This window comes from Pseudomonas sp. RIT-PI-a (assembly GCF_001187875.1).
GTDB lineage: Bacteria > Pseudomonadota > Gammaproteobacteria > Pseudomonadales > Pseudomonadaceae > Aquipseudomonas > Aquipseudomonas coleopterorum.
In genome coordinates, this window is record NZ_LGIR01000012.1 from 376,266 (window position 1) to 393,691 (window position 17,426).

General features: G+C 65.3%; 15 protein-coding genes. 3 read left to right on the forward strand and 12 right to left on the reverse strand.

Annotation, left to right across the window (positions count from 1 at the left end; translation table 11 throughout):
- Positions 1-2 precede the first annotated feature (2 nt).
- The 9 genes from AC788_RS07955 to AC788_RS07995 form a co-directional block, all read right to left on the reverse strand.
- Complete coding sequence (locus tag AC788_RS07955; RefSeq protein WP_049860113.1) at positions 3-821, reverse strand: ABC transporter ATP-binding protein; 819 nt, start codon at positions 819-821, stop codon at positions 3-5.
- On the reverse strand, positions 818-1,864 hold the full coding sequence (locus AC788_RS07960; RefSeq protein ID WP_049860114.1) for a FecCD family ABC transporter permease: 1,047 nt from the start codon (positions 1,862-1,864) through the stop codon (positions 818-820). The genes AC788_RS07955 and AC788_RS07960 overlap by 4 nt, the downstream gene beginning before the upstream one ends.
- Entirely contained in the window at positions 1,861-2,880 is a 1,020-nt protein-coding gene (locus AC788_RS07965; RefSeq protein WP_082223615.1) for a FecCD family ABC transporter permease, read from the reverse strand. The genes AC788_RS07960 and AC788_RS07965 overlap by 4 nt, the downstream gene beginning before the upstream one ends.
- A 14-nt stretch (positions 2,881-2,894) precedes the next feature.
- On the reverse strand, positions 2,895-3,788 hold the full coding sequence (locus AC788_RS07970; RefSeq protein WP_049860115.1) for an ABC transporter substrate-binding protein: 894 nt from the start codon (positions 3,786-3,788) through the stop codon (positions 2,895-2,897).
- A gap of 14 nt (positions 3,789-3,802) precedes the next feature.
- Positions 3,803-6,046, reverse strand: a complete 2,244-nt coding sequence (locus tag AC788_RS07975; RefSeq protein ID WP_049860116.1) for a FepA family TonB-dependent siderophore receptor — start codon at positions 6,044-6,046, stop codon at positions 3,803-3,805.
- 253 nt (positions 6,047-6,299) lie between these two features.
- Positions 6,300-6,602 carry an RcnB family protein gene (locus AC788_RS07980; RefSeq protein ID WP_049860117.1) on the reverse strand — a complete coding sequence of 101 codons (303 nt, stop codon included), beginning with the start codon at positions 6,600-6,602 and terminating at the stop codon, positions 6,300-6,302.
- 83 nt (positions 6,603-6,685) lie between these two features.
- Positions 6,686-7,867, reverse strand: coding sequence for an acetyl-CoA C-acetyltransferase (locus tag AC788_RS07985; protein WP_049860118.1), 1,182 nt, complete (start codon positions 7,865-7,867; stop codon positions 6,686-6,688).
- A 181-nt stretch (positions 7,868-8,048) separates the two neighbouring features.
- Positions 8,049-9,053, reverse strand: a complete 1,005-nt coding sequence (gene moaA / locus AC788_RS07990) for a GTP 3',8-cyclase MoaA (RefSeq protein WP_049860119.1) — start codon at positions 9,051-9,053, stop codon at positions 8,049-8,051.
- Between the two features lie 165 nt (positions 9,054-9,218).
- Positions 9,219-9,941, reverse strand: coding sequence for a pirin family protein (locus tag AC788_RS07995; protein ID WP_049860120.1), 723 nt, complete (start codon positions 9,939-9,941; stop codon positions 9,219-9,221).
- 266 nt (positions 9,942-10,207) lie between these two features.
- Between AC788_RS07995 and AC788_RS08000 the strand changes: the two genes are divergently transcribed.
- From AC788_RS08000 to AC788_RS08010, 3 genes are read left to right on the forward strand one after another with little or no spacing between them, the layout of a single operon-like run.
- Complete coding sequence (locus AC788_RS08000) at positions 10,208-10,993, forward strand: sulfite exporter TauE/SafE family protein (protein WP_049860121.1); 786 nt, start codon at positions 10,208-10,210, stop codon at positions 10,991-10,993.
- A 36-nt stretch (positions 10,994-11,029) separates the two neighbouring features.
- Positions 11,030-11,563, forward strand: a complete 534-nt coding sequence (locus AC788_RS08005; protein ID WP_442965536.1) for a GNAT family N-acetyltransferase — start codon at positions 11,030-11,032, stop codon at positions 11,561-11,563.
- A 56-nt stretch (positions 11,564-11,619) separates the two neighbouring features.
- On the forward strand, positions 11,620-12,321 hold the full coding sequence (locus AC788_RS08010) for a RibD family protein (RefSeq protein ID WP_049860123.1): 702 nt from the start codon (positions 11,620-11,622) through the stop codon (positions 12,319-12,321).
- A 15-nt stretch (positions 12,322-12,336) separates the two neighbouring features.
- Here AC788_RS08010 and prpF read toward each other — a convergent pair whose 3' ends face one another.
- The 3 genes from prpF to prpC form a co-directional block, all read right to left on the reverse strand.
- Positions 12,337-13,521, reverse strand: coding sequence for a 2-methylaconitate cis-trans isomerase PrpF (prpF, locus tag AC788_RS08015; protein WP_049860124.1), 1,185 nt, complete (start codon positions 13,519-13,521; stop codon positions 12,337-12,339).
- A 10-nt stretch (positions 13,522-13,531) separates the two neighbouring features.
- On the reverse strand, positions 13,532-16,147 hold the full coding sequence (gene acnD, locus AC788_RS08020) for a Fe/S-dependent 2-methylisocitrate dehydratase AcnD (RefSeq protein WP_049860125.1): 2,616 nt from the start codon (positions 16,145-16,147) through the stop codon (positions 13,532-13,534).
- 133 nt (positions 16,148-16,280) lie between these two features.
- Positions 16,281-17,408 carry a bifunctional 2-methylcitrate synthase/citrate synthase gene (prpC, locus tag AC788_RS08025; RefSeq protein ID WP_049860126.1) on the reverse strand — a complete coding sequence of 376 codons (1,128 nt, stop codon included), beginning with the start codon at positions 17,406-17,408 and terminating at the stop codon, positions 16,281-16,283.
- Between the last annotated feature and the right edge of the window lie 18 nt (positions 17,409-17,426).

Sequence of the window (17,426 nt, forward strand, 5' to 3'; positions counted from 1 at the left end):
GATCAACGCCGACGCACGCCGGCGATGATCGGTGTGCCGCTGTGCGGATCACGCAACAGCTCGCACTTCACGCCGTATAGCCGTTCGATCAATGCCGAGGTCACCACCTCTGCCGGTGGGCCTTCGGCAACGATCCGCCCATCGTGCATGGCCACCAGATGATCGGCGTAGCGGCAGGCGCTGGAAATGTCGTGCACCACCATGACCACGGTCTTGCCGGCGGCGGCGAGGTCGCGGATCAGTTCGAATACTTCAATCTGATGGCCCAGGTCCAGGGCAGACGTCGGCTCGTCAAGCAGGAGCAGTGGTGTGGCCTGGGCGATCGCCATGGCGATCCAGGCGCGTTGCCGCTGGCCGCCGGACATCGACTCCAGAGGGCGGTCGGCCAGCGCTTGCAGGTCGGCGGCCGCCAGCGCGGCCTCGACGATACGCTGGTCGTGCTCGGACCACTGGCGCAGCGGTCCCTGATGGGGTTGTCGACCGAAGCGAATCAGCTCCTGGACCGTCAAACCATCGGGCGCCGAAGCGTCCTGAGGCAACAGGGCCAGGCGCTGGGCGACCTGGCGGGTCGGCAGGCGGGCGATGTCCCGGCCGTCGAGCACTACCGCGCCATGGGTGGCCCTATGCAGCCGACAGAGCCCGGCGAGCAGGGTCGACTTGCCGCATCCATTGGGGCCGACGATGGCGGTGACCTGATTGCTGGGGACGTCCAGGGAAAGGCGCTCGATCACGGATGTGCGGCCATAGCCCAGGCTCAGGTCCCGCGCGTTCAGGCTGGCAGGTTCAGCGTTGGCATCCAGCAGGGCCGGGTCCAGACTCATGGGGTGCTCCGTACGGGTTGGCGGATCAGAATCCACAGCAGATAGGGGCCGCCGATGACGGCGGTGACGATGCCCACCGGGATTTCCACCGGCGCCAGCACGGTACGGCCACTCCAGTCAGCGCAGACCATGAGCAGGGCGCCGGCTAGCCCGGCATTGACGACGGCCACGCCGCGGTGTCCGGACAGGTAGCGCGCCATCTCCGGCGCGGCCAGCGCGATCAGTCCGACCGGCCCGACCACGGCCACGGCCAGGCCGGTCAGCAGCACCGTCAGGGCCAGGGTCAGCAGGCGCACCCGTGCTACGTCGATGCCCAGGCCGCGGGCCACGCTGTCGTTGAAGCGCAGGGTGGCCAGTGCCCGGTTCAGTCCTTTCGCGCACGGAGTCGCCAGCAGCAATGCAATGCCCAGCACCTGCACCGCCAGCCATGGCCGGGCACTGAGGCTGCCGACGGTCCAGGGGTAGGCCTGGTTGGCGCTGTCGAGGTCGGTGCGTGCGAGCATCAGGTTGGTCAGCGCGCCGAACACCGCCCCAACGCCAATGCCCACGACGATGAACCGATACCCCCGTGCGCCGCTGCCACCGGCCAGGCCGAAGGCCAGCGCGGCGGCGGTCATGGCGCCGATCAGTGCCAGGGCGGGCGGTGCGAGGCTGGTGGGCACGGCCACGATGGAGGCGACGGCGAACGCCGTGGCACCGTCGTCGATGCCAATCACGCCGGGGGTGGCCAGGCGATTGCGCGCCAGCGTCTGCAACAGGCAGCCGGCGATGCCCAGCGCGGCGCCGGTGAACAGCCCGGCCAGCAGTCGCTCCAGCCGCAGTTCGCGGACCAAAAAAACCTGCATCGGCTCACCGACCCCGAACAGGGCGCGCACTGCGCTGATGGCGTCGATGTCGGCTGAACCGCTGGCCAGACTCAGCGCGCTGGCCAGCACCAAGGCCAGGCTCAGGATCAGGCCTGCCAGACAGGCGCGGCGGTCGACCAGCACCGACCAGTTGCCGCTGCGCAGCAGCCAGTGGCCTGGAGGGATCGAGCGCTTCACAGGCGCGGCATCCGCTGTCCGCGAACCACGGCGATCAGAATCGGCGCGCCGATGAACGCGGTGATGACCCCGATGGGCAGTTCGTAGGGGCGCACGGTCAGGCGCGAAATGATGTCGGCGCTGATCAGTACGCAGGGGCCGAGCAACAAGGCCGGTAACAAGGTGCGGCGGATGTCCGGTCCGACCAGGCGGCGTGCCATGAACGGCACGATCAGGCCGACGAAGCCGATTGGCCCCGCTGCGGCCGTGGCCGTACCCACCAGTATCGCCACGGCAACCAGGGCCCACAGGCGGGTCAATTGCGGATGGTGGCCTAGCCCGGCGGCCACGCGCTCGCCCAAGGCCAGGCTGGCCAGTGGCCGGATTACCGGAAGCAATAGCAGCAATCCGCCGATCACACCGGGTAGGCTCCAGAGGACGGTGTCGCCGGAGCGACCGGCGAGGGCGCCGATGACCCAGAAGCGGATCTCGTCGGCACTGCGCTGATCGTGCAGCAGGATCAGCGAAGTCAAGGCCGCCAGCAGGCTGCTGAACGCCGCGCCTGCCAGTACCAGCCGCACCGGGTCGTCGCCCAGGCTGCCGACGCGGCTGACCAGCAGCACCAGCGCACAGCCCACCAGCGCGCCGGCGACGGCAACGCCGAGGTTGACCGTCGCCGAGCTCGCGCCCAGGGCGACGGCGATCACCACGGCCAGCGAAGCACCGGCACTGACGCCGAGCATGCCGGGCTCAGCCAGGGGGTTACGCATGCTCGCCTGCAGCACGATGCCCGCCGCACCCAGCGCGGCACCGACCAGCAGGCCGAGCAGGGTTCGCGGCCAACGCAGTTGGAACAGCACGAAGCGCTCCTCGCTGCTACCCTGGCCCAACAAGGTGGACAGCGCACGCCAGGGCCCGGTGTCGCCGGCCCCCAACAGCAGGCTCGCCAGCATGACGAGCGCCAGCAGGCCGGCACACCGATACACCCTCCAGCGGTAGCGGTTGACCAGGGTTGGCGCGGGCAGGGTTTGGGTCATGAACAGAACCGGGCCTAGGGGGCGAGGATGCGCTGCAGGTCGTCCAGCACCTTGTGCGCGGCCAATGGCCCCGAGCCGCTGGCCCAGACCTGACCGTCGACGGTCGCCACATGGTTCTGCCGCACGGCGTGCAGGCGCGTGAACGCCGGTTGCTGGCGTGCCGCTTCCAGGGCGCTGGCACCGTCGGCGTTCAGGCTGGCGACGAACAGCCAGTCGGCGTCGATCCGGCTCAGGTTTTCCAGGCTGAGGACATCGCTGTGCGGCCCTTTCAGGCCGTTGGCCAGTTCGGTGGTCTGCAATCCGACCTTGTGCAGCATCTGCCCGACGAAGATCCGGCCGGACATGGCGATCGGGCCTTGTGGGTTCCAGCGCACCACAGAGACTCGCTGTTCGGCGGGCAGACGCGCCTTGAGCTCGGCGGCGCGCTGGTCGATGGCGGCGAGCACCTGCTGGCCTTGCGCCTGACGATCCAGGGCCAGCGCATAGAACGCGGTGGTGGCCTGCCAGTCGTTCATGCTCGAGTTCTTCGACGCCACGGTCGGCGCGATGCGGCTATAGGTGGCGAACAGTTCCTGACTGACGCCGGCAGGCGCCAGGATCAGGTCGGGCGCCAGCTTGAGGATGGCCTCCAGATTCGGCGCCCGCGCCGTACCGACGATCTGTGGCTGGCCGGCGCGTTCCTGCAGGTAGGCCGAGACCTGATCGCTGCCGCGGGTCGAAACGGTACCCACCGGTTGCACGCCAACCGCCAGCGCGGCGTCCAGGCTGCTCTCGTCGAGGGTGATCACCCGGGTGGGCGAGCCTTGCAGGGTGACGGGCCCATAGGGCGTGTCGAGGGTGCGTGGTGCGGCCAGCGCCCAGGTGCTGGCGAGCAGGGTGCAGAGCGCGAGGCAAAGGGGCTTGAGCATGGTTCAGACTCTTCTTAGAACGAGGTGGTGACGGACGCGAAGTAGGCGCGTCCGGGTTCGTTGTAGGTCTGGGCGCCGGCCGAACTGGCGCCGCCTTCACGGTACTGGCGCTTGTCGAAAAGGTTGTTCACACCGACCCGCACACTCAAATGTTCGTTGAACGCATAGCCGCTGCTCAGCCCGGCAATCGCGTAGGGAGCGACGTCTTTCTGGGCCAGGTCGTCGTAGACCGCACCGGTACGGGTATTGAGCGATGGCGCTTCCTGCTTGCCGAACCAGGTAGCGTTGGCCTGGAACGACAGTTTTTCGCTGGCCTGCCAGTCCAGAGTGGTGTTGAGGGTGTACTTGGGGATCACGCTGAGCGGCTCCCCGGTATCACGGTTCTCGGACTCGATCATGTAGGTCAGGTTGGTGTTCCAGTCCAGCTCGGGGGTGAGGGTGATGAACAGGTTGCCTTCCACGCCCTCGACCACCGCCTTGCCCGAGTTCTCCCATTGCAGCACGCGAGCGCCACTGTTCAGGCGGTAGAGCGGGTCGATCCCGCCGACGATCTTGTTCTTGTAGTCATTGCGGAAGTACGTCGCGCTGGTGCGCCAGGTGCCCTTGTCGTAAGCCAGCCCCAGCTCCTTGTTGACGCTGATTTCGGGCACCAGGTTTTCATTGCCCACCAGGTAGCAGCCGCCGTTGTTGGTCTGGGCGATGCTGCAACCCTGGCCACGGCTGTACAGCAGGTAGTTGGGATTGGACTGGTAGAGGTTGGGCGCCTTGTAGGCACGCGCGATGCCGCCCTTGAGGGTCAGATCGTCGGTCAGCTTGTGCGAGGCGTTCAGGCTGGGGCTGAAGTTGTCGCCGAAGGTCTCGTGGTGGTCATAGCGCAAGCCGGGAGTGACGATGGTATCGGGCGTCGCCTCGATGTTGTCTTCCACGAACACGGCGAAACTGCGCGCGGTGATCTTGTCAGTGCTGCGGTCCACGCCCAGGGCGCCTGCGGCACCGCCATTGCCGTCGAACGATTGCGAACTGAGGGCGCCAGGGTCGCTCATCGACTCGTACAGGTACTCACCGCCCAGGGTGAGGACCTGCTCTGCGCCCCAGCTCAGGGGCAGGTTGACCTCGCTCGCCGCGCGGGTGTTGCGCAACCGTGATTCGAAGCGTCCGGAGCCGTTGGGCGCGCCCTCCGGGCCACCCGCGAGGCCTTCGCGCAGGCGGTTGTTGCGGGTGAAGTCATAGGTCAGGGAGGACTGGCTGCTGCCCCACTCATAGTCGCCGTGGTGGGTGATGCCGAAGCTCGAGCGGTGCAGTACGTTGCTCTCCTTGCCCAGCTGGCTGTTGACGAAGTCACTGCCGACGTTGTTCATCGTGTCACCGGTGTAGATGTTGCCCTGGCGGCTGTAGCTGGCTTCCAGGTCCACGGTGTTCTCGGGGTCGAGCTTCCAGCTCAGCAGGCCGTTGACGTCCTTGTTGCGTACGCCTTCGCGACCGGCGACCAGCGAGCCGGGATCGGCCTGGTGGCTGCTGTTGATGTCGGCGTCGTCGGCATCGGTCTTGTTCGCGCTGCCATACACACGGAAGATCAGATCATCGGTCAACGGTCCGCTGAGGTTGAAGTTGGCCCGCCTGCCGGCGCCCTCGGCGCTGTCTTCGGGTTGCAGGGCGTAGACGGTCATCGACCCGTGCAATTCGTCGGTCGGCCGTTTGGTGATGATGTTGACCACACCGCCCATGGCCCCGGAGCCATAGCGCGCTGCGGCCGGACCCCGGAGGATCTCGACGCGTTCGACTTCCTCGGCCGGTACCCAGTTGGTTTCGCCACGGGTGTCGCGGTCGCCGTTCCAGCCGTAGCGCACGGCGTTGCGCGACGAGGACGGCTTGCCGTCGATGAGGATCAGGGTGTTCTCCGGGCCCATGCCGCGCAGGTCGATCTGGCGGTTGTTGCCGCGGTTGCCGCTGGCGCTGTTGCCGGTCAGGTTGACACCCGGCTCGCGACGAATGATTTCCGACAGGTCGTTGGTGGGCGGGCGCTTCTTGATGTCCTCGGCGGTGATGATCGACACCCCGGGTGCCTGCTTGAGCTCCTGCGCGGCGGTTCCCAGAATCCGGGTTTCCTCGAGCTGCAAGGCCTGCTCACTGCCATCCACGGGCAGGTCGGTAGGTTGCACCGGAATGCCTTGGGAATTGGTGGATGCCGATTCGGCAAAGGTCGGGGTTGCAAGCGCGGCCAGCAAGGCAACGGACAGGTGGCTCAGGTTCAAGCGCATCGGGGCTCTCCAGCAATTCAGTGGCGTGACGAGAGCGACCGGGAAGGGAAAGAGCTATGGAGCAGCCATGGTCCGGAGCGCTCGACACGAGGTGCGAGCGCAGATGATAGGTTTTCGCATTTGAGAGTAAAGCGCATTTACAATCTATACAGTTTGTCTGTAACTAGATGTAAATGAAGCTGCAAAGCGCTTGATCGAGGCTTCGACGATGTGGTTGCCGATACACCGGTTGCACCGATAATCGCTGCCGCGTCTATTTTGGAATGGGTTGAACGTCCTGAATCACGGCATTGCCACGCCTGATCAGCACAAAGTTGTCGCCCATCTGCACCCATTGGCTGTCGATATCCGGTTGCTTCAGACCGGCAGCCTTCCAGCCCGTGAAGGCCGATTCAGGGAGGGCATAGTTGGGCGGAACACGGTCGCCTTTGCCCAGCGAAACCATCTGCGCACCGGTGCCGGGCGCTTGCAGGACTTCGATGGCGAAAGTGGCGGTCGACGCAGCCGACAGCAGTGCGCCCGTGATGCACAGCGAAGCGAATAGAGTGCGGCTCATCGGCAGAGCTCCTGAATAAGTGGCGTTGAGCCATTGTCGCCCCATTCGCCACGCACGGCCAGTGCGCGGCGAGGGAGCACGGGTCAGTCTCGAGCCAGGGCCAGGGCAACGCCTTGGCCACCACCGATGCACAGGGTTGCCAGACCTTTGCTGGCGTCGCGGCGCAGCATCTCGTGCAGCAAGGTCACCAGGACCCGGCAACCCGAAGCCCCGATCGGGTGACCCAGGGCTATGGCACCGCCATTGACGTTGACCTTGCTCGCGTCCCACCCCAGGACCTGGCCTACCGACAGTGCCTGGGCGGCAAAGGCTTCGTTGGCCTCGATCAGATCCAGTTGATCCAGGCTCCAGCCGGCCTTTTCCAGGCAGCGGCGCGTCGCCGACACCGGGGCGATACCCATCACCGCCGGATCCACGCCGGCATTGGCGTAGGCGGCGATGCGCGCGAGCACCGGCAGGCCCAGCGCTTGCGCCTTGGCCGCACTCATCAGCAGGACCGCGGCGGCGCCGTCATTGAGCGACGACGCATTGCCAGCCGTCACGCTGCCATCAGGCTTGAAGGCGGGCTTGAGCTTGCCCAAGGTTTGCGCGGTGGTGCCGGCGCGGGGCTGCTCGTCGATCGTGAAGGGCAGGGGGTCGCCCTTGCGCTGCGGGACGTCGATGGGCGTGATCTCGGCGGTGAAGCGACCTGCCTCGATGGCCGCCACGGCCTTTTGCTGGGACTGCGCCGCGAAAGCATCCTGCGCTTCTCGGCTGATGCCGTACTGTTCGGCGAGGTTTTCCGCGGTGATGCCCATGTGATAGTCGTTGAACGCATCCCACAGGCCGTCCTTGATCATGCTGTCGACCAGGGGTGCGTTGCCCATGCGCAGCCCGGTGCGGGCCGCGGGCAATACGTAGGGCGCCAGGCTCATGTTTTCCATGCCACCGGCAATCACCACCTCGGCATCGCCGCAACGGATGGCCTGGGTCGCCAGGTGCACGGCCTTGAGCCCCGAACCGCAGACCTTGTTCAGCGTCATGGCCGGTACCGCGCTGGGCAGGCCGGCAAACAGGGCCGCCTGACGCGCCGGGTTCTGCCCGGCACCGGCCGTGAGCACCTGCCCCAGAGTCACTTCGTCGACCTGCGCCGGGTCCAGGCCGGTCTGTGCAAGCAGCCGGCGGATCACCGCGGCGCCCAGCTCGACGGCGGGCACGCTTGCCAGTGAACCCTGAAAACTGCCTACGGCCGTGCGTGTGGCGGCTACGATAACGACGTCTTGCATGGAGGAGTCCTCGGTAGGTGGGCCGGTGGCCTTGTTCTTGTGGGGCGCGGACAGCGCAGGACGTACCGGAAATACAGCGACGGCACAGGGCGATTGTCGGCCCTGTGCACTGATTTGATAAGTTGCATTTTCAAACGGGTTGATAAGCAAAGCAGAACAATGGCGAAGACAGCCGCCGCGATCAACCGCCGGTCATGTTCATGAAACGCACCACCTGCACATCGTCGTCCAGGCGGAAGTTGTGGCTCCATGGCTTGAGCTGCATGGCCTTGATGATTGCCTGTTCGAGCACTTCCGGCTGGCCGGGATGCTCGCGCAGCACCTGCTTGAGGTCTGCCGAGTGCTCGTTCCCCAGGCACAGCAGCAGCCGGCCTTCGACAGTCAGGCGCACTCGGTTGCAGGTCGCGCAGAAATTGTGGCTGTGCGGGGAGATGAAGCCGATGCGAGTGCCCGGCGCCTGAGGAACGCGCCAGTAACGTGACGGGCCCTGGGTGGAATCCGTGGACGGGAGCAATTCGTAGCGTTCGGCGAGCCGTGCGCGGACCTGCTCGCTGGAGTAGAAGGCCTCGGCGCGGCTGTGCTCGCTGATCGCACCCAGGGGCATTTCCTCGATGAAGGAAATGTCCAGGCCGCGCTCGATGGCAAAGGCCACCAGATCGACGACTTCGTCATCGTTGCGGCCCTGCATAACCACGCAGTTAAGCTTGGTATGGCGGAAACCGGCAGCATTGGCCGCGTCGATGCCAGCGATCACCTTGTTCAGGTCGCCGGTACGGGTGAGTTCGCGGAAACGTGCCGGATCGAGGCTGTCCAGGCTGATGTTCAAGCGCTTGAGGCCGGCGTCGAACAACGGCTTGGCCAAGGTCGCCAGCTGCGAGCCGTTGGTGGTCATGCACAGTTCCTGAAGGCCGGGCAGGGCGGCGATGCGTCGGCACAGATCGACGATGCCCGAACGCACCAGGGGTTCGCCCCCGGTCAGGCGGATCTTGCGCGTGCCCAGGGCGACGAAGCTGGCTGCCACCTGTTCGAGCTCTTCGAGGCTGAGAATCTGTTTGCGCGGCAGAAACGTCATGTCTTCGGCCATGCAATACACGCAGCGGAAATCACAGCGGTCAGTAACCGACAGTCTCAGGTAATCGACTTTGCGGGCGAAGCCATCGTGCAGGGTGCGCTCAGGGGTGTGCATCAGGGGTACCAGTAAAGGGCATGACCATTTCGACTGCCAACGCCGTACAGGCGTTGCAAAAAAAATGCAGACCTTGAAGGTACGCGCCACACCGGGGTCAAGCCAATCGCTTTTTTCAATGCGCCCATCGACAAGGTCGATGAGCGCCCCCGGTGCGGATACCGATCAGGGCATCTGCGGCAGCTCGTTCGGGCGCAAGTCGAACACCAGCACCTCGGCATTGACCCCATTGGCCAACTGCAGCACGGTTTCCTGCCGCAGGCGCACGCCATCCCCTTCGTTCAGGCGCTGGCCGTTGAGTTCGACACTGCCGGTGGCCACGTGCACATAGGCGTAGCGGTTGGCCGCAAGTGTCAGCGTGGCCTGCTCCTCGCCATCGAACAACCCGGCATACACCCGCGCATCCTGGCGGACATGCAACGAGCCTTCGGCACCATCGGGCGAGATGATCAGCTGCAGGCGACCGCGTTTCTGCTCGGCGGAAAAGTGCTCCTGCTGATAGCGCGGCTTGGCGCCTGCCACTTCGGGCACGATCCAGATCTGCAGGAAATGCACGGGATCGACGTCGCTGTGGTTGAACTCGCTGTGGGCGACGCCGTGGCCGGCGCTCATCAGCTGCACATCGCCGGGGCGAATCACCGAGCCGGTGCCCAGGGTGTCCTTGTGCGCCAGTGCGCCTTCCAGCACGTAGGAGAAGATCTCCATGTCGCGGTGCGGGTGCTGACCGAAGCCCTTGCCGGCGCTGACGCGATCGTCGTTGATCACCAGCAGGTCGGAGAAGCCCTGTTCCTGAGGATTACGGTAATGCCCGAAGGAAAAGGTATGGAAGGATTGCAGCCAGCCGTGGTTGGCGATACCGCGATCCGAGGCTTTGCGAAGTGCGAGCATGACGTTCTCCCGAGTGAAGGTGCCCAGCGGTGGAAATGCTGTGCGATGGATCAAGAGTATGCGTTCTCCGCAGGAGGATAAATCCGTCGAAGCGGCCAGGACTGTCGCGCTGAAGTTGACAGTGAACTGTGGTGCACTTCCTGACGCCTGTGGGAGGCCGGTTATAAGCTAATGCTGCATAGTTATAAATGGCTATAACAGAAGTTGATATCCTGCCGCCCGGCTACCGCTCCCGCGATGCTGAATCTGATGTGTAGGACGTAAGAATGGAAGTAGGTACCTGGGGTTTCACCATTGCCGGATTGGTCGTGGGCTTCATCGTCGGAATGACGGGCGTCGGCGGCGGCTCACTGATGACGCCGATTCTGCTCTGGTTTGGCATCAATCCAGCCACGGCGGTCGGCACCGATCTGTTGTACGCGGCCATCACCAAGGCCAGTGGCGTCTGGGTCCATGGACGCAACAAGAACATCGACTGGAAGATCACCGGCTGGCTGGCGCTGGGCAGCGTGCCCGCAGCAGCGTTCGTGCTCTGGTACCTGAAAAGCCTGAATGCCGAGCCGCAGGCCATGGGCGTGGTGATCAAGCAGGCGCTGGCGGTCGTGCTGTTCCTCACGGCGTTGGCGATCCTGTTCAAGAAACGCCTGCAAGCCCTGGCCAGCCGCCATGCCGGGGATCGCTACAACCTCAGCCCGAAGACCCTCAACGCGCTTACTGTGGTAACTGGTGTCGTGCTCGGAGTGATGGTCTCGCTGACCTCGATCGGCGCCGGTGCCCTGGGGACGGTGGCGTTGTTCATGCTGTATCCGTTCCTGGCGACCCGGCGCCTGGTGGGCACCGAAATCGCCCATGCCGTGCCATTGACCCTGGTGGCGGGCATGGGGCATGCGAGCATGGGTAACATGGACTGGTCATTGCTCGGGCATTTGCTGCTCGGCTCGCTGCCGGGGATCTACCTGGGCAGCCATCTGTCCGGGCGGGTTTCGGACGACATCCTGCGGCCCTGCCTGGCGGTGATGCTGCTGTTGATCGGTTACAAGCTTGCGTTCTGAGCCCACTGACGCACGCCTATGGAGAGGACAGACACAGTGAACGCCATCGACATCCGTCCGGCAGCGCCGGACCAGATACCCGCGGTTCTCGACTATGTCATGGCCGCCAGGGCCTCGATCTTCCCGCAGTTGGATGCCACCCAGGTGCCGGACGATCTAGCTCGCTTTGACGAGGTGTATCTGGGTTCGGACCAGGGCTGTTTTCTGCTGGCCTGGCAGGCGGGTCGCATCGTCGGCGCCATCGGCTACCTGCCCTACAATCAGCGCTTCAGCCAATTGCAGTTGCCGGCCACTGACATCGTCGAGGTGGTCAGGCTGTTCGTCTCGCCGAGCTGCCGGGGTGCCGGGGTTGCCAAGGCGCTGTACGCAGCGCTGCTGGCGCAGGCGCGTCAGGCTGGTATCGCCACGTTGTATCTGCACACCCATCCGTTCCTGCCCGGAGCGATCGCGTTCTGGCAGAAACAGGGCTTCGAGGTGATCGACGTCGAGTCCGATCCCGTCTGGCAGACGACGCACATGCGCCTCGATCTTGGGGCGGCGTCGAGCAGGTCCACGCTCGCTTCAAGCTGAACCAACGGCCATGGGCGCCGGTCGGTGATAGACACACCGACAGCCAAGGAGCTCCCATGAAGCCCTATGTAATCTGCCACATGATGTCCTCCGTCGACGGTCATGCCCTCACCGACGGCTGGGCCCGGCCGTTCAAGAACGCCGCCGGCGAGCTGTACGAACGCTTGGCCAAACAGTTCGACTTCGACGCCTGGGCCTGCGGGCGCGTGACGATGCAGGAAATCGCTCACGACGACGGTTATCCGTCCGGCCTGGCCAAGGGGCCGATCGAGCGGACGCATCATTTTGCCGATCGCTCGGCAAGTGCCTACGCCATTTCCATCGACCCCCAGGGCAAGGTCGGCTGGAAGTCCAACACGGCGTTGGATTCACACATCGTCGAAGTGCTCACCGAAGCGGTCAGCGACGACTATCTGGCCTATCTGCAATCGATCCAGGTGTCTTACATCTTCGCCGGCAAGGACTCCCTCGACCTGCATCAGGTGGTGGACATTCTCGGCCGGGAATTGGGCATCAAGCGCCTGGTCGTCGAAGGCGGCCCCCACGTCAGTGGCTCGTTCGTCAATGCCGGGCTGGTCGACGAAATCAGCGTCCTGCTGTTGCCGTTGGTGGATGGCCGGGGCGAGCATCCGGCGTCGTTCGAGATCGATGCCAAGCAGTGGCAGCAGCCGACCTACCTGACCCTCGACAGCGCCGAGGTACAAGAGGGCGGCGCGGTGTGGCTGCGTTACCGGCAGCAGGAGCAGCCCACCGCCTGAGTTCCTGGCACAGGTTCAAGCGAGGGTCTGCGCGGGCACCCTGACCCAGCCTTCCATCAGGACCCGCGCGCTGCGGCTCATGATCGCCTTGGTCACTTGCCATTGGCCATCCAGCTGGTTGGCTTCGGCGCCTACGCGCAGGGTTCCCGAGGGATGGCCGAAGCACACCGTACTGCGCACGCCACCGCCCGCCGCGCGGTTGACCACGGTCCCGGGAATCGCGGCAGCCGTCCCGATGGCGACCGCGGCGGTGCCCATCATGGCGTGGTGCAGCTTGCCCATCGACATGGCCCGCACCGTCAGGTCGATATCGGCCGCAGCCACCGGTTTGCCGCTGGAAGCGACGTAGTCGGCTGGGGGCGCGACGAAGGCGACCTTGGGCGTGTGCTGGCGGGTTTGCGCCTCTTCCAGACGCTGGATCAAGCCCATGCGCAATGCCCCGTGGGCGCGGATGGTCTCGAAGCGCGCGAGCGCCTGAGGATCGCCGTTGATCGCGTCCTGCAACTCGCAGCCGCTGTACCCCAATGCGGCGGCATCGATGAAGATCGTCGGGATGCCGGCATTGATCATCGTCGCCTCGAACCGACCCACGCCGGGTACGTCCAGCTCGTCGATCAGCTGCCCGGTGGGAAACATGGCTCCGGCCGCGCCGTCGGCCTCGGCCGCCGGATCGAGAAACTCCAGTTGCACTTCAGCGGCCGGGAAGGTCACACCGTCCAGTTCGAAATCACCGGTCTCCTGAACCTCGCCGCCGCTCATGGGCACATGGGCAATGATGGTCTTGCCGATGTTGGCCTGCCATACGCGCACCGTGGCGATGCCGTCGTGGGGCACGCGGGTGGGATCGATCAGGCCCTGAGCGATGGCGAACGGGCCGACCGCTGCCGACAGGTTGCCGCAGTTGCCGCTCCAGTCGACGAAGGCGCTGTCGATGGAGACCTGACCGAACAGGTAGTCGATGTCATGCCCCGGCTGGCTGCTGGGACTGACGATCACCGTCTTGCTGGTGCTCGACGTGGCGCCGCCCATGCCGTCGATCTGCTTGCCGTAGGGGTCGGGGCTGCCGATCACCCGCAACAGCAGGGCGTCGCGCGCCGGACCGGGCGGACGCGCCGCTTCGGGCAGGTCGGCGAGCTTGAAGAACACGCCTTTGCTGGTGCCACCGCGCAGGTAGGTGGCGGGAATGCGAAGCTGGGTCATGGGGCAGTCCTCAATGGGCGTCGGCAGCAGCGTGAGTGGGTGCGGTCGCCTGCAGGAAGTCCTGGGCGAAGCGTTGCAGCACGCCGCCGGCTTCGTAGATCGAGACCTCCTCGGCGGTGTCCAGGCGACAGGTGACCGGCACCTGCACGCGCTCGCCGTTGCGCCGTTCGATGATCAGGGTCAGCCGCGCCTGGGGCGTCAAGCGGCCGACCACGTCGAACACCTCGGTGCCATCGATGCCCAGGGTCTTGCGGTCCGTGCCCGCGTCGAACTGCAACGGCAGCACGCCCATGCCCACCAGGTTGGTGCGGTGGATACGCTCGAAGCCCTCGGCGGCGATCGCTTCCACCCCGGCCAGACGAACACCCTTGGCCGCCCAGTCCCGTGAGGAACCCTGGCCATAGTCGGCCCCGGCGATGATGATCAGCGGCTGCTTGCGCTGCATGTAGGTCTCGATGGCTTCCCACATGCGCATGACCTGGCCTTCGGGTTCCAGGCGCGCGAGCGAGCCCTGGCGGACCTTGCCGTTCTCCACCACCATTTCATTGAACAGCTTGGGGTTGGCGAACGTCGCTCGTTGCGCGGTCAGGTGATCGCCGCGGTGGGTGGCGTAGGAGTTGAAGTCTTCTTCGGGCAGGCCCATTTTCGCCAGGTATTCACCGGCGGCGCTGTCGAGCATGATCGCGTTGGACGGCGACAGGTGATCGGTGGTGATGTTGTCCGGCAACACCGCCAGCGCGCGCATGCCCTTGAGCGTGCGCTCGCCTGCCAGGGCACCTTCCCAGTACGGCGGACGACGGATATAGGTGCTCGCCGGCCGCCAGTCATACAGCGGCGCGACTTTCGGTCCGTGGTCCTCGTGCACGGCGAACATGGGGATGTACACCTGGCGGAACTGTTCGGGTTTCACCGACGATTTCACCACTGCGTTGACTTCCTCGTCGCTGGGCCAGATGTCCTTGAGGCGGATGGGCTGACCCTGCGGGTCGAGGCCGAGCACGTCTTTTTCGATGTCGAAACGAATGGTGCCAGCAATCGCATAGGCCACCACCAGCGGCGGCGAGGCCAGGAAGGCCTGACGGGCATAGGGGTGGATACGTCCGTCGAAATTGCGATTGCCCGAGAGCACGGCGGTGGCGTACAGGTCGCGCTCGATGATCTCCTGCTGGATCACCGGGTCGAGCGCGCCGGACATGCCGTTGCAGGTGGTGCAGGCGAAGGCGACGATGCCGAAGCCCAGGGTTTCCAGTTCCGCGGTCAGGCCAGCTTCGTCCAGGTACAGGGCCACGGTTTTCGAGCCCGGTGCCAGGGACGATTTGACCCAGGGCTTGCGCGTCAGGCCCAGGCGGTTGGCATTGCGCGCCAGCAAGCCGGCAGCGATGACGTTGCGTGGGTTGCTGGTGTTGGTGCAACTGGTGATGGCGGCGATGATCACCGCACCGTCCGGCATCTGCCCGGGCACTTCGCTCCAGGGGCCGGCGATGCCCTGGGCCGTCAAGTCGCTGGTCGCGATTCGCGCGTGCGGGTTGCTCGGCCCGGCCATGTTGCGTACGACGCCGGACAGATCGAAGCTCAGGTCGCGCTCATAGACAGCGGCGTCCAGGCTGTCGGCCCACAGGCCGGTCAGGCGCGCATAGTCTTCGACCAGTTGCACCTGCTGCTCTTCGCGGCCGGTGAGGCGCAGGTAGTCGATGGTCTGCTGGTCGATCGCGAACATCGCCGCCGTGGCGCCGTACTCCGGGGCCATGTTGGAGAGGGTGGCGCGGTCGCCCAGGGTCAGGGCGCGTGCGCCTTCACCGAAGAACTCCAGGTACGCACCCACCACTTTCTGCTGACGCAGGTACTGGGTCAGGGACAGCACCATGTCGGTGGCGGTGATGCCCGGCTGCAATTGGCCAGTCAGCTTGACCCCGACAATTTCGGGCAGGCGCATCCACGACGCGCGACCGAGCATGACGCTTTCGGCTTCGAGCCCGCCCACGCCGATGGCCACCACGCCCAGCGCGTCGACATGGGGGGTATGGCTGTCGGTGCCAACGCAGGTGTCGGGGAAGGCCACGCCTTCGCGGACCTGGATCACCGGCGACATTTTCTCCAGGTTGATCTGGTGCATGATGCCGTTGCCCGGCGGAATGACGTCGACGTTCTTGAACGCCTTGCGCGTCCAGTCGATGAAGTGGAAGCGGTCTTCATTGCGACGGTCCTCGATGGCGCGGTTTTTCTCGAACGCCTGCGGATCGAAGCCGGCGCTTTCCACGGCCAGCGAGTGGTCGACGATCAGCTGCGTCGGGACCACCGGATTGACCAGCGCCGGGTCACCGCCCTGTGAGGCGATGGCGTCACGCAGGCCGGCCAGGTCGACCAGGGCGGTCTGGCCGAGGATGTCGTGGCACACCACTCGCGCCGGGTACCAGGGGAAGTCCAGGTCACGCTTGCGTTCGATCAGCTGGCGCAGGGAGGCGTCCAGGGTGGCGGGGTCGCAACGGCGCACCAGGTTTTCCGCCAGTACGCGGGAGGTGTAGGGCAGGGTGGCGTAGGCGCCGGGCTGGAGGGCTTCGACGGCTTCTCGGGCGTCGTAATAGTCCAGCGGCGAGTTGGGTAATGACTTGCGGTGTTGTATGTTCATCAGGTCGGCTCACGGTGCAAGGCATGGCAGAAGTTCGGCGGGGCGGCCTTCGCGGGCGGCGCAGGTAGCAGGCTCGCCGCCTGTGGGAGCGGGGCGGGCGGCGAGCCCTCTGCCCGCGAAGAAGCCCGCCAGGTCAGCGGCGATCCAGAGGCACGAACGCACGCTGTTCCACGCCCACGTACTCGGCGCTGGGGCGAATGATCCGGTTGTTGGCTCGCTGTTCGAACACATGGGCTGCCCAGCCGGTCACCCGAGAGCAGACGAAGATCGGCGTGAACAGCTCGGTCGCGATGCCCATGAAGTGGTACGCCGAGGCGTGATAGAAGTCGGCGTTGGGAAACAGCTTCTTCTGCTCCCACATGGTCTTGTCGATGGCTTCGGAGACGGGGTAGAGGACTTTGTCACCGGCTTCGTCGGCCAGCTTCTTCGCCCAGCCCTTGATCACTTCGTTGCGCGGATCGTTGTCTTTGTACACGGCATGGCCGAAGCCCATGATCTTGTCCTTGCGCTCGAGCATGGCCAAGGTGCCGCGCACCGCTTCTTCGGGCGACGCGAACTTCTGGATCATGGCCATGGCCGCTTCGTTGGCACCGCCGTGCAGGGGGCCGCGCAGCGAGCCGATGGCTGCGGTCACGCACGAATACATGTCCGACAGGGTCGAGGCGCACACGCGGGCGGTGAAGGTCGAAGCGTTGAATTCGTGCTCGGCGTAGAGGATCAGCGAGACGTCCATCACCTTGCTGTGCAGTTCACTCGGTGACTTGCCATGCAGCAGGTACAGGAAGTGCCCGGCGAAGGTGTCTTCATCGCTGGTGCAACTGATGCGCACGCCGTGGTGGCTGTAGCGATACCAGTAGCACATGATCGCCGGAAAGGCCGCCAGCAGGCGGTCGGTGACGTGTTCCTGCTGACTGAAGTTACGCTCCGGCTCGAGAGTGCCGAGAAACGAACAGCCAGTGCGCATCACGTCCATCGGATGGGTGCTGGACGGGATGCGTTCGAGCACTTCCTTGAGCGGCTGCGGCAAGTCGCGCAGGCTGCGCAGCTTACCCTGGTAGGCAGCCAGCTCGTCGTGGGTGGGCAGCTCGCCGTGCAGCAGCAGGTAGGCGACTTCTTCGAACAGCGCGTGCTCGGCCAGTTCGCGCACGTCGTAGCCGCGATAGGTCAGCCCGGCGCCGGGCATGCCGACGGTCGACAGCGCGGTTTGTCCGGCCACCTGGCCACGCAGGCCAGCGCCACTGAGTACTTTTGCTTCGGCCATGGTTTTCTCCGATCTTGG

Coding starts and splice junctions, on each gene's coding strand:
- AC788_RS07955 (WP_049860113.1), bottom strand. CDS start 821: ATGAGTCTGGACCCGGCCCTGCTGGATGCCAACGCTGAACCTGCCAGC.
- AC788_RS07965 (WP_082223615.1), bottom strand. CDS start 2,880: ATGACCCAAACCCTGCCCGCGCCAACCCTGGTCAACCGCTACCGCTGG.
- AC788_RS07970 (WP_049860115.1), bottom strand. CDS start 3,788: ATGCTCAAGCCCCTTTGCCTCGCGCTCTGCACCCTGCTCGCCAGCACC.
- AC788_RS07975 (WP_049860116.1), bottom strand. CDS start 6,046: ATGCGCTTGAACCTGAGCCACCTGTCCGTTGCCTTGCTGGCCGCGCTT.
- AC788_RS07980 (WP_049860117.1), bottom strand. CDS start 6,602: ATGAGCCGCACTCTATTCGCTTCGCTGTGCATCACGGGCGCACTGCTG.
- AC788_RS07985 (WP_049860118.1), bottom strand. CDS start 7,867: ATGCAAGACGTCGTTATCGTAGCCGCCACACGCACGGCCGTAGGCAGT.
- moaA (WP_049860119.1), bottom strand. CDS start 9,053: ATGCACACCCCTGAGCGCACCCTGCACGATGGCTTCGCCCGCAAAGTC.
- AC788_RS07995 (WP_049860120.1), bottom strand. CDS start 9,941: ATGCTCGCACTTCGCAAAGCCTCGGATCGCGGTATCGCCAACCACGGC.
- AC788_RS08000 (WP_049860121.1), top strand. CDS start 10,208: ATGGAAGTAGGTACCTGGGGTTTCACCATTGCCGGATTGGTCGTGGGC.
- AC788_RS08010 (WP_049860123.1), top strand. CDS start 11,620: ATGAAGCCCTATGTAATCTGCCACATGATGTCCTCCGTCGACGGTCAT.
- prpF (WP_049860124.1), bottom strand. CDS start 13,521: ATGACCCAGCTTCGCATTCCCGCCACCTACCTGCGCGGTGGCACCAGC.
- acnD (WP_049860125.1), bottom strand. CDS start 16,147: ATGAACATACAACACCGCAAGTCATTACCCAACTCGCCGCTGGACTAT.
- prpC (WP_049860126.1), bottom strand. CDS start 17,408: ATGGCCGAAGCAAAAGTACTCAGTGGCGCTGGCCTGCGTGGCCAGGTG.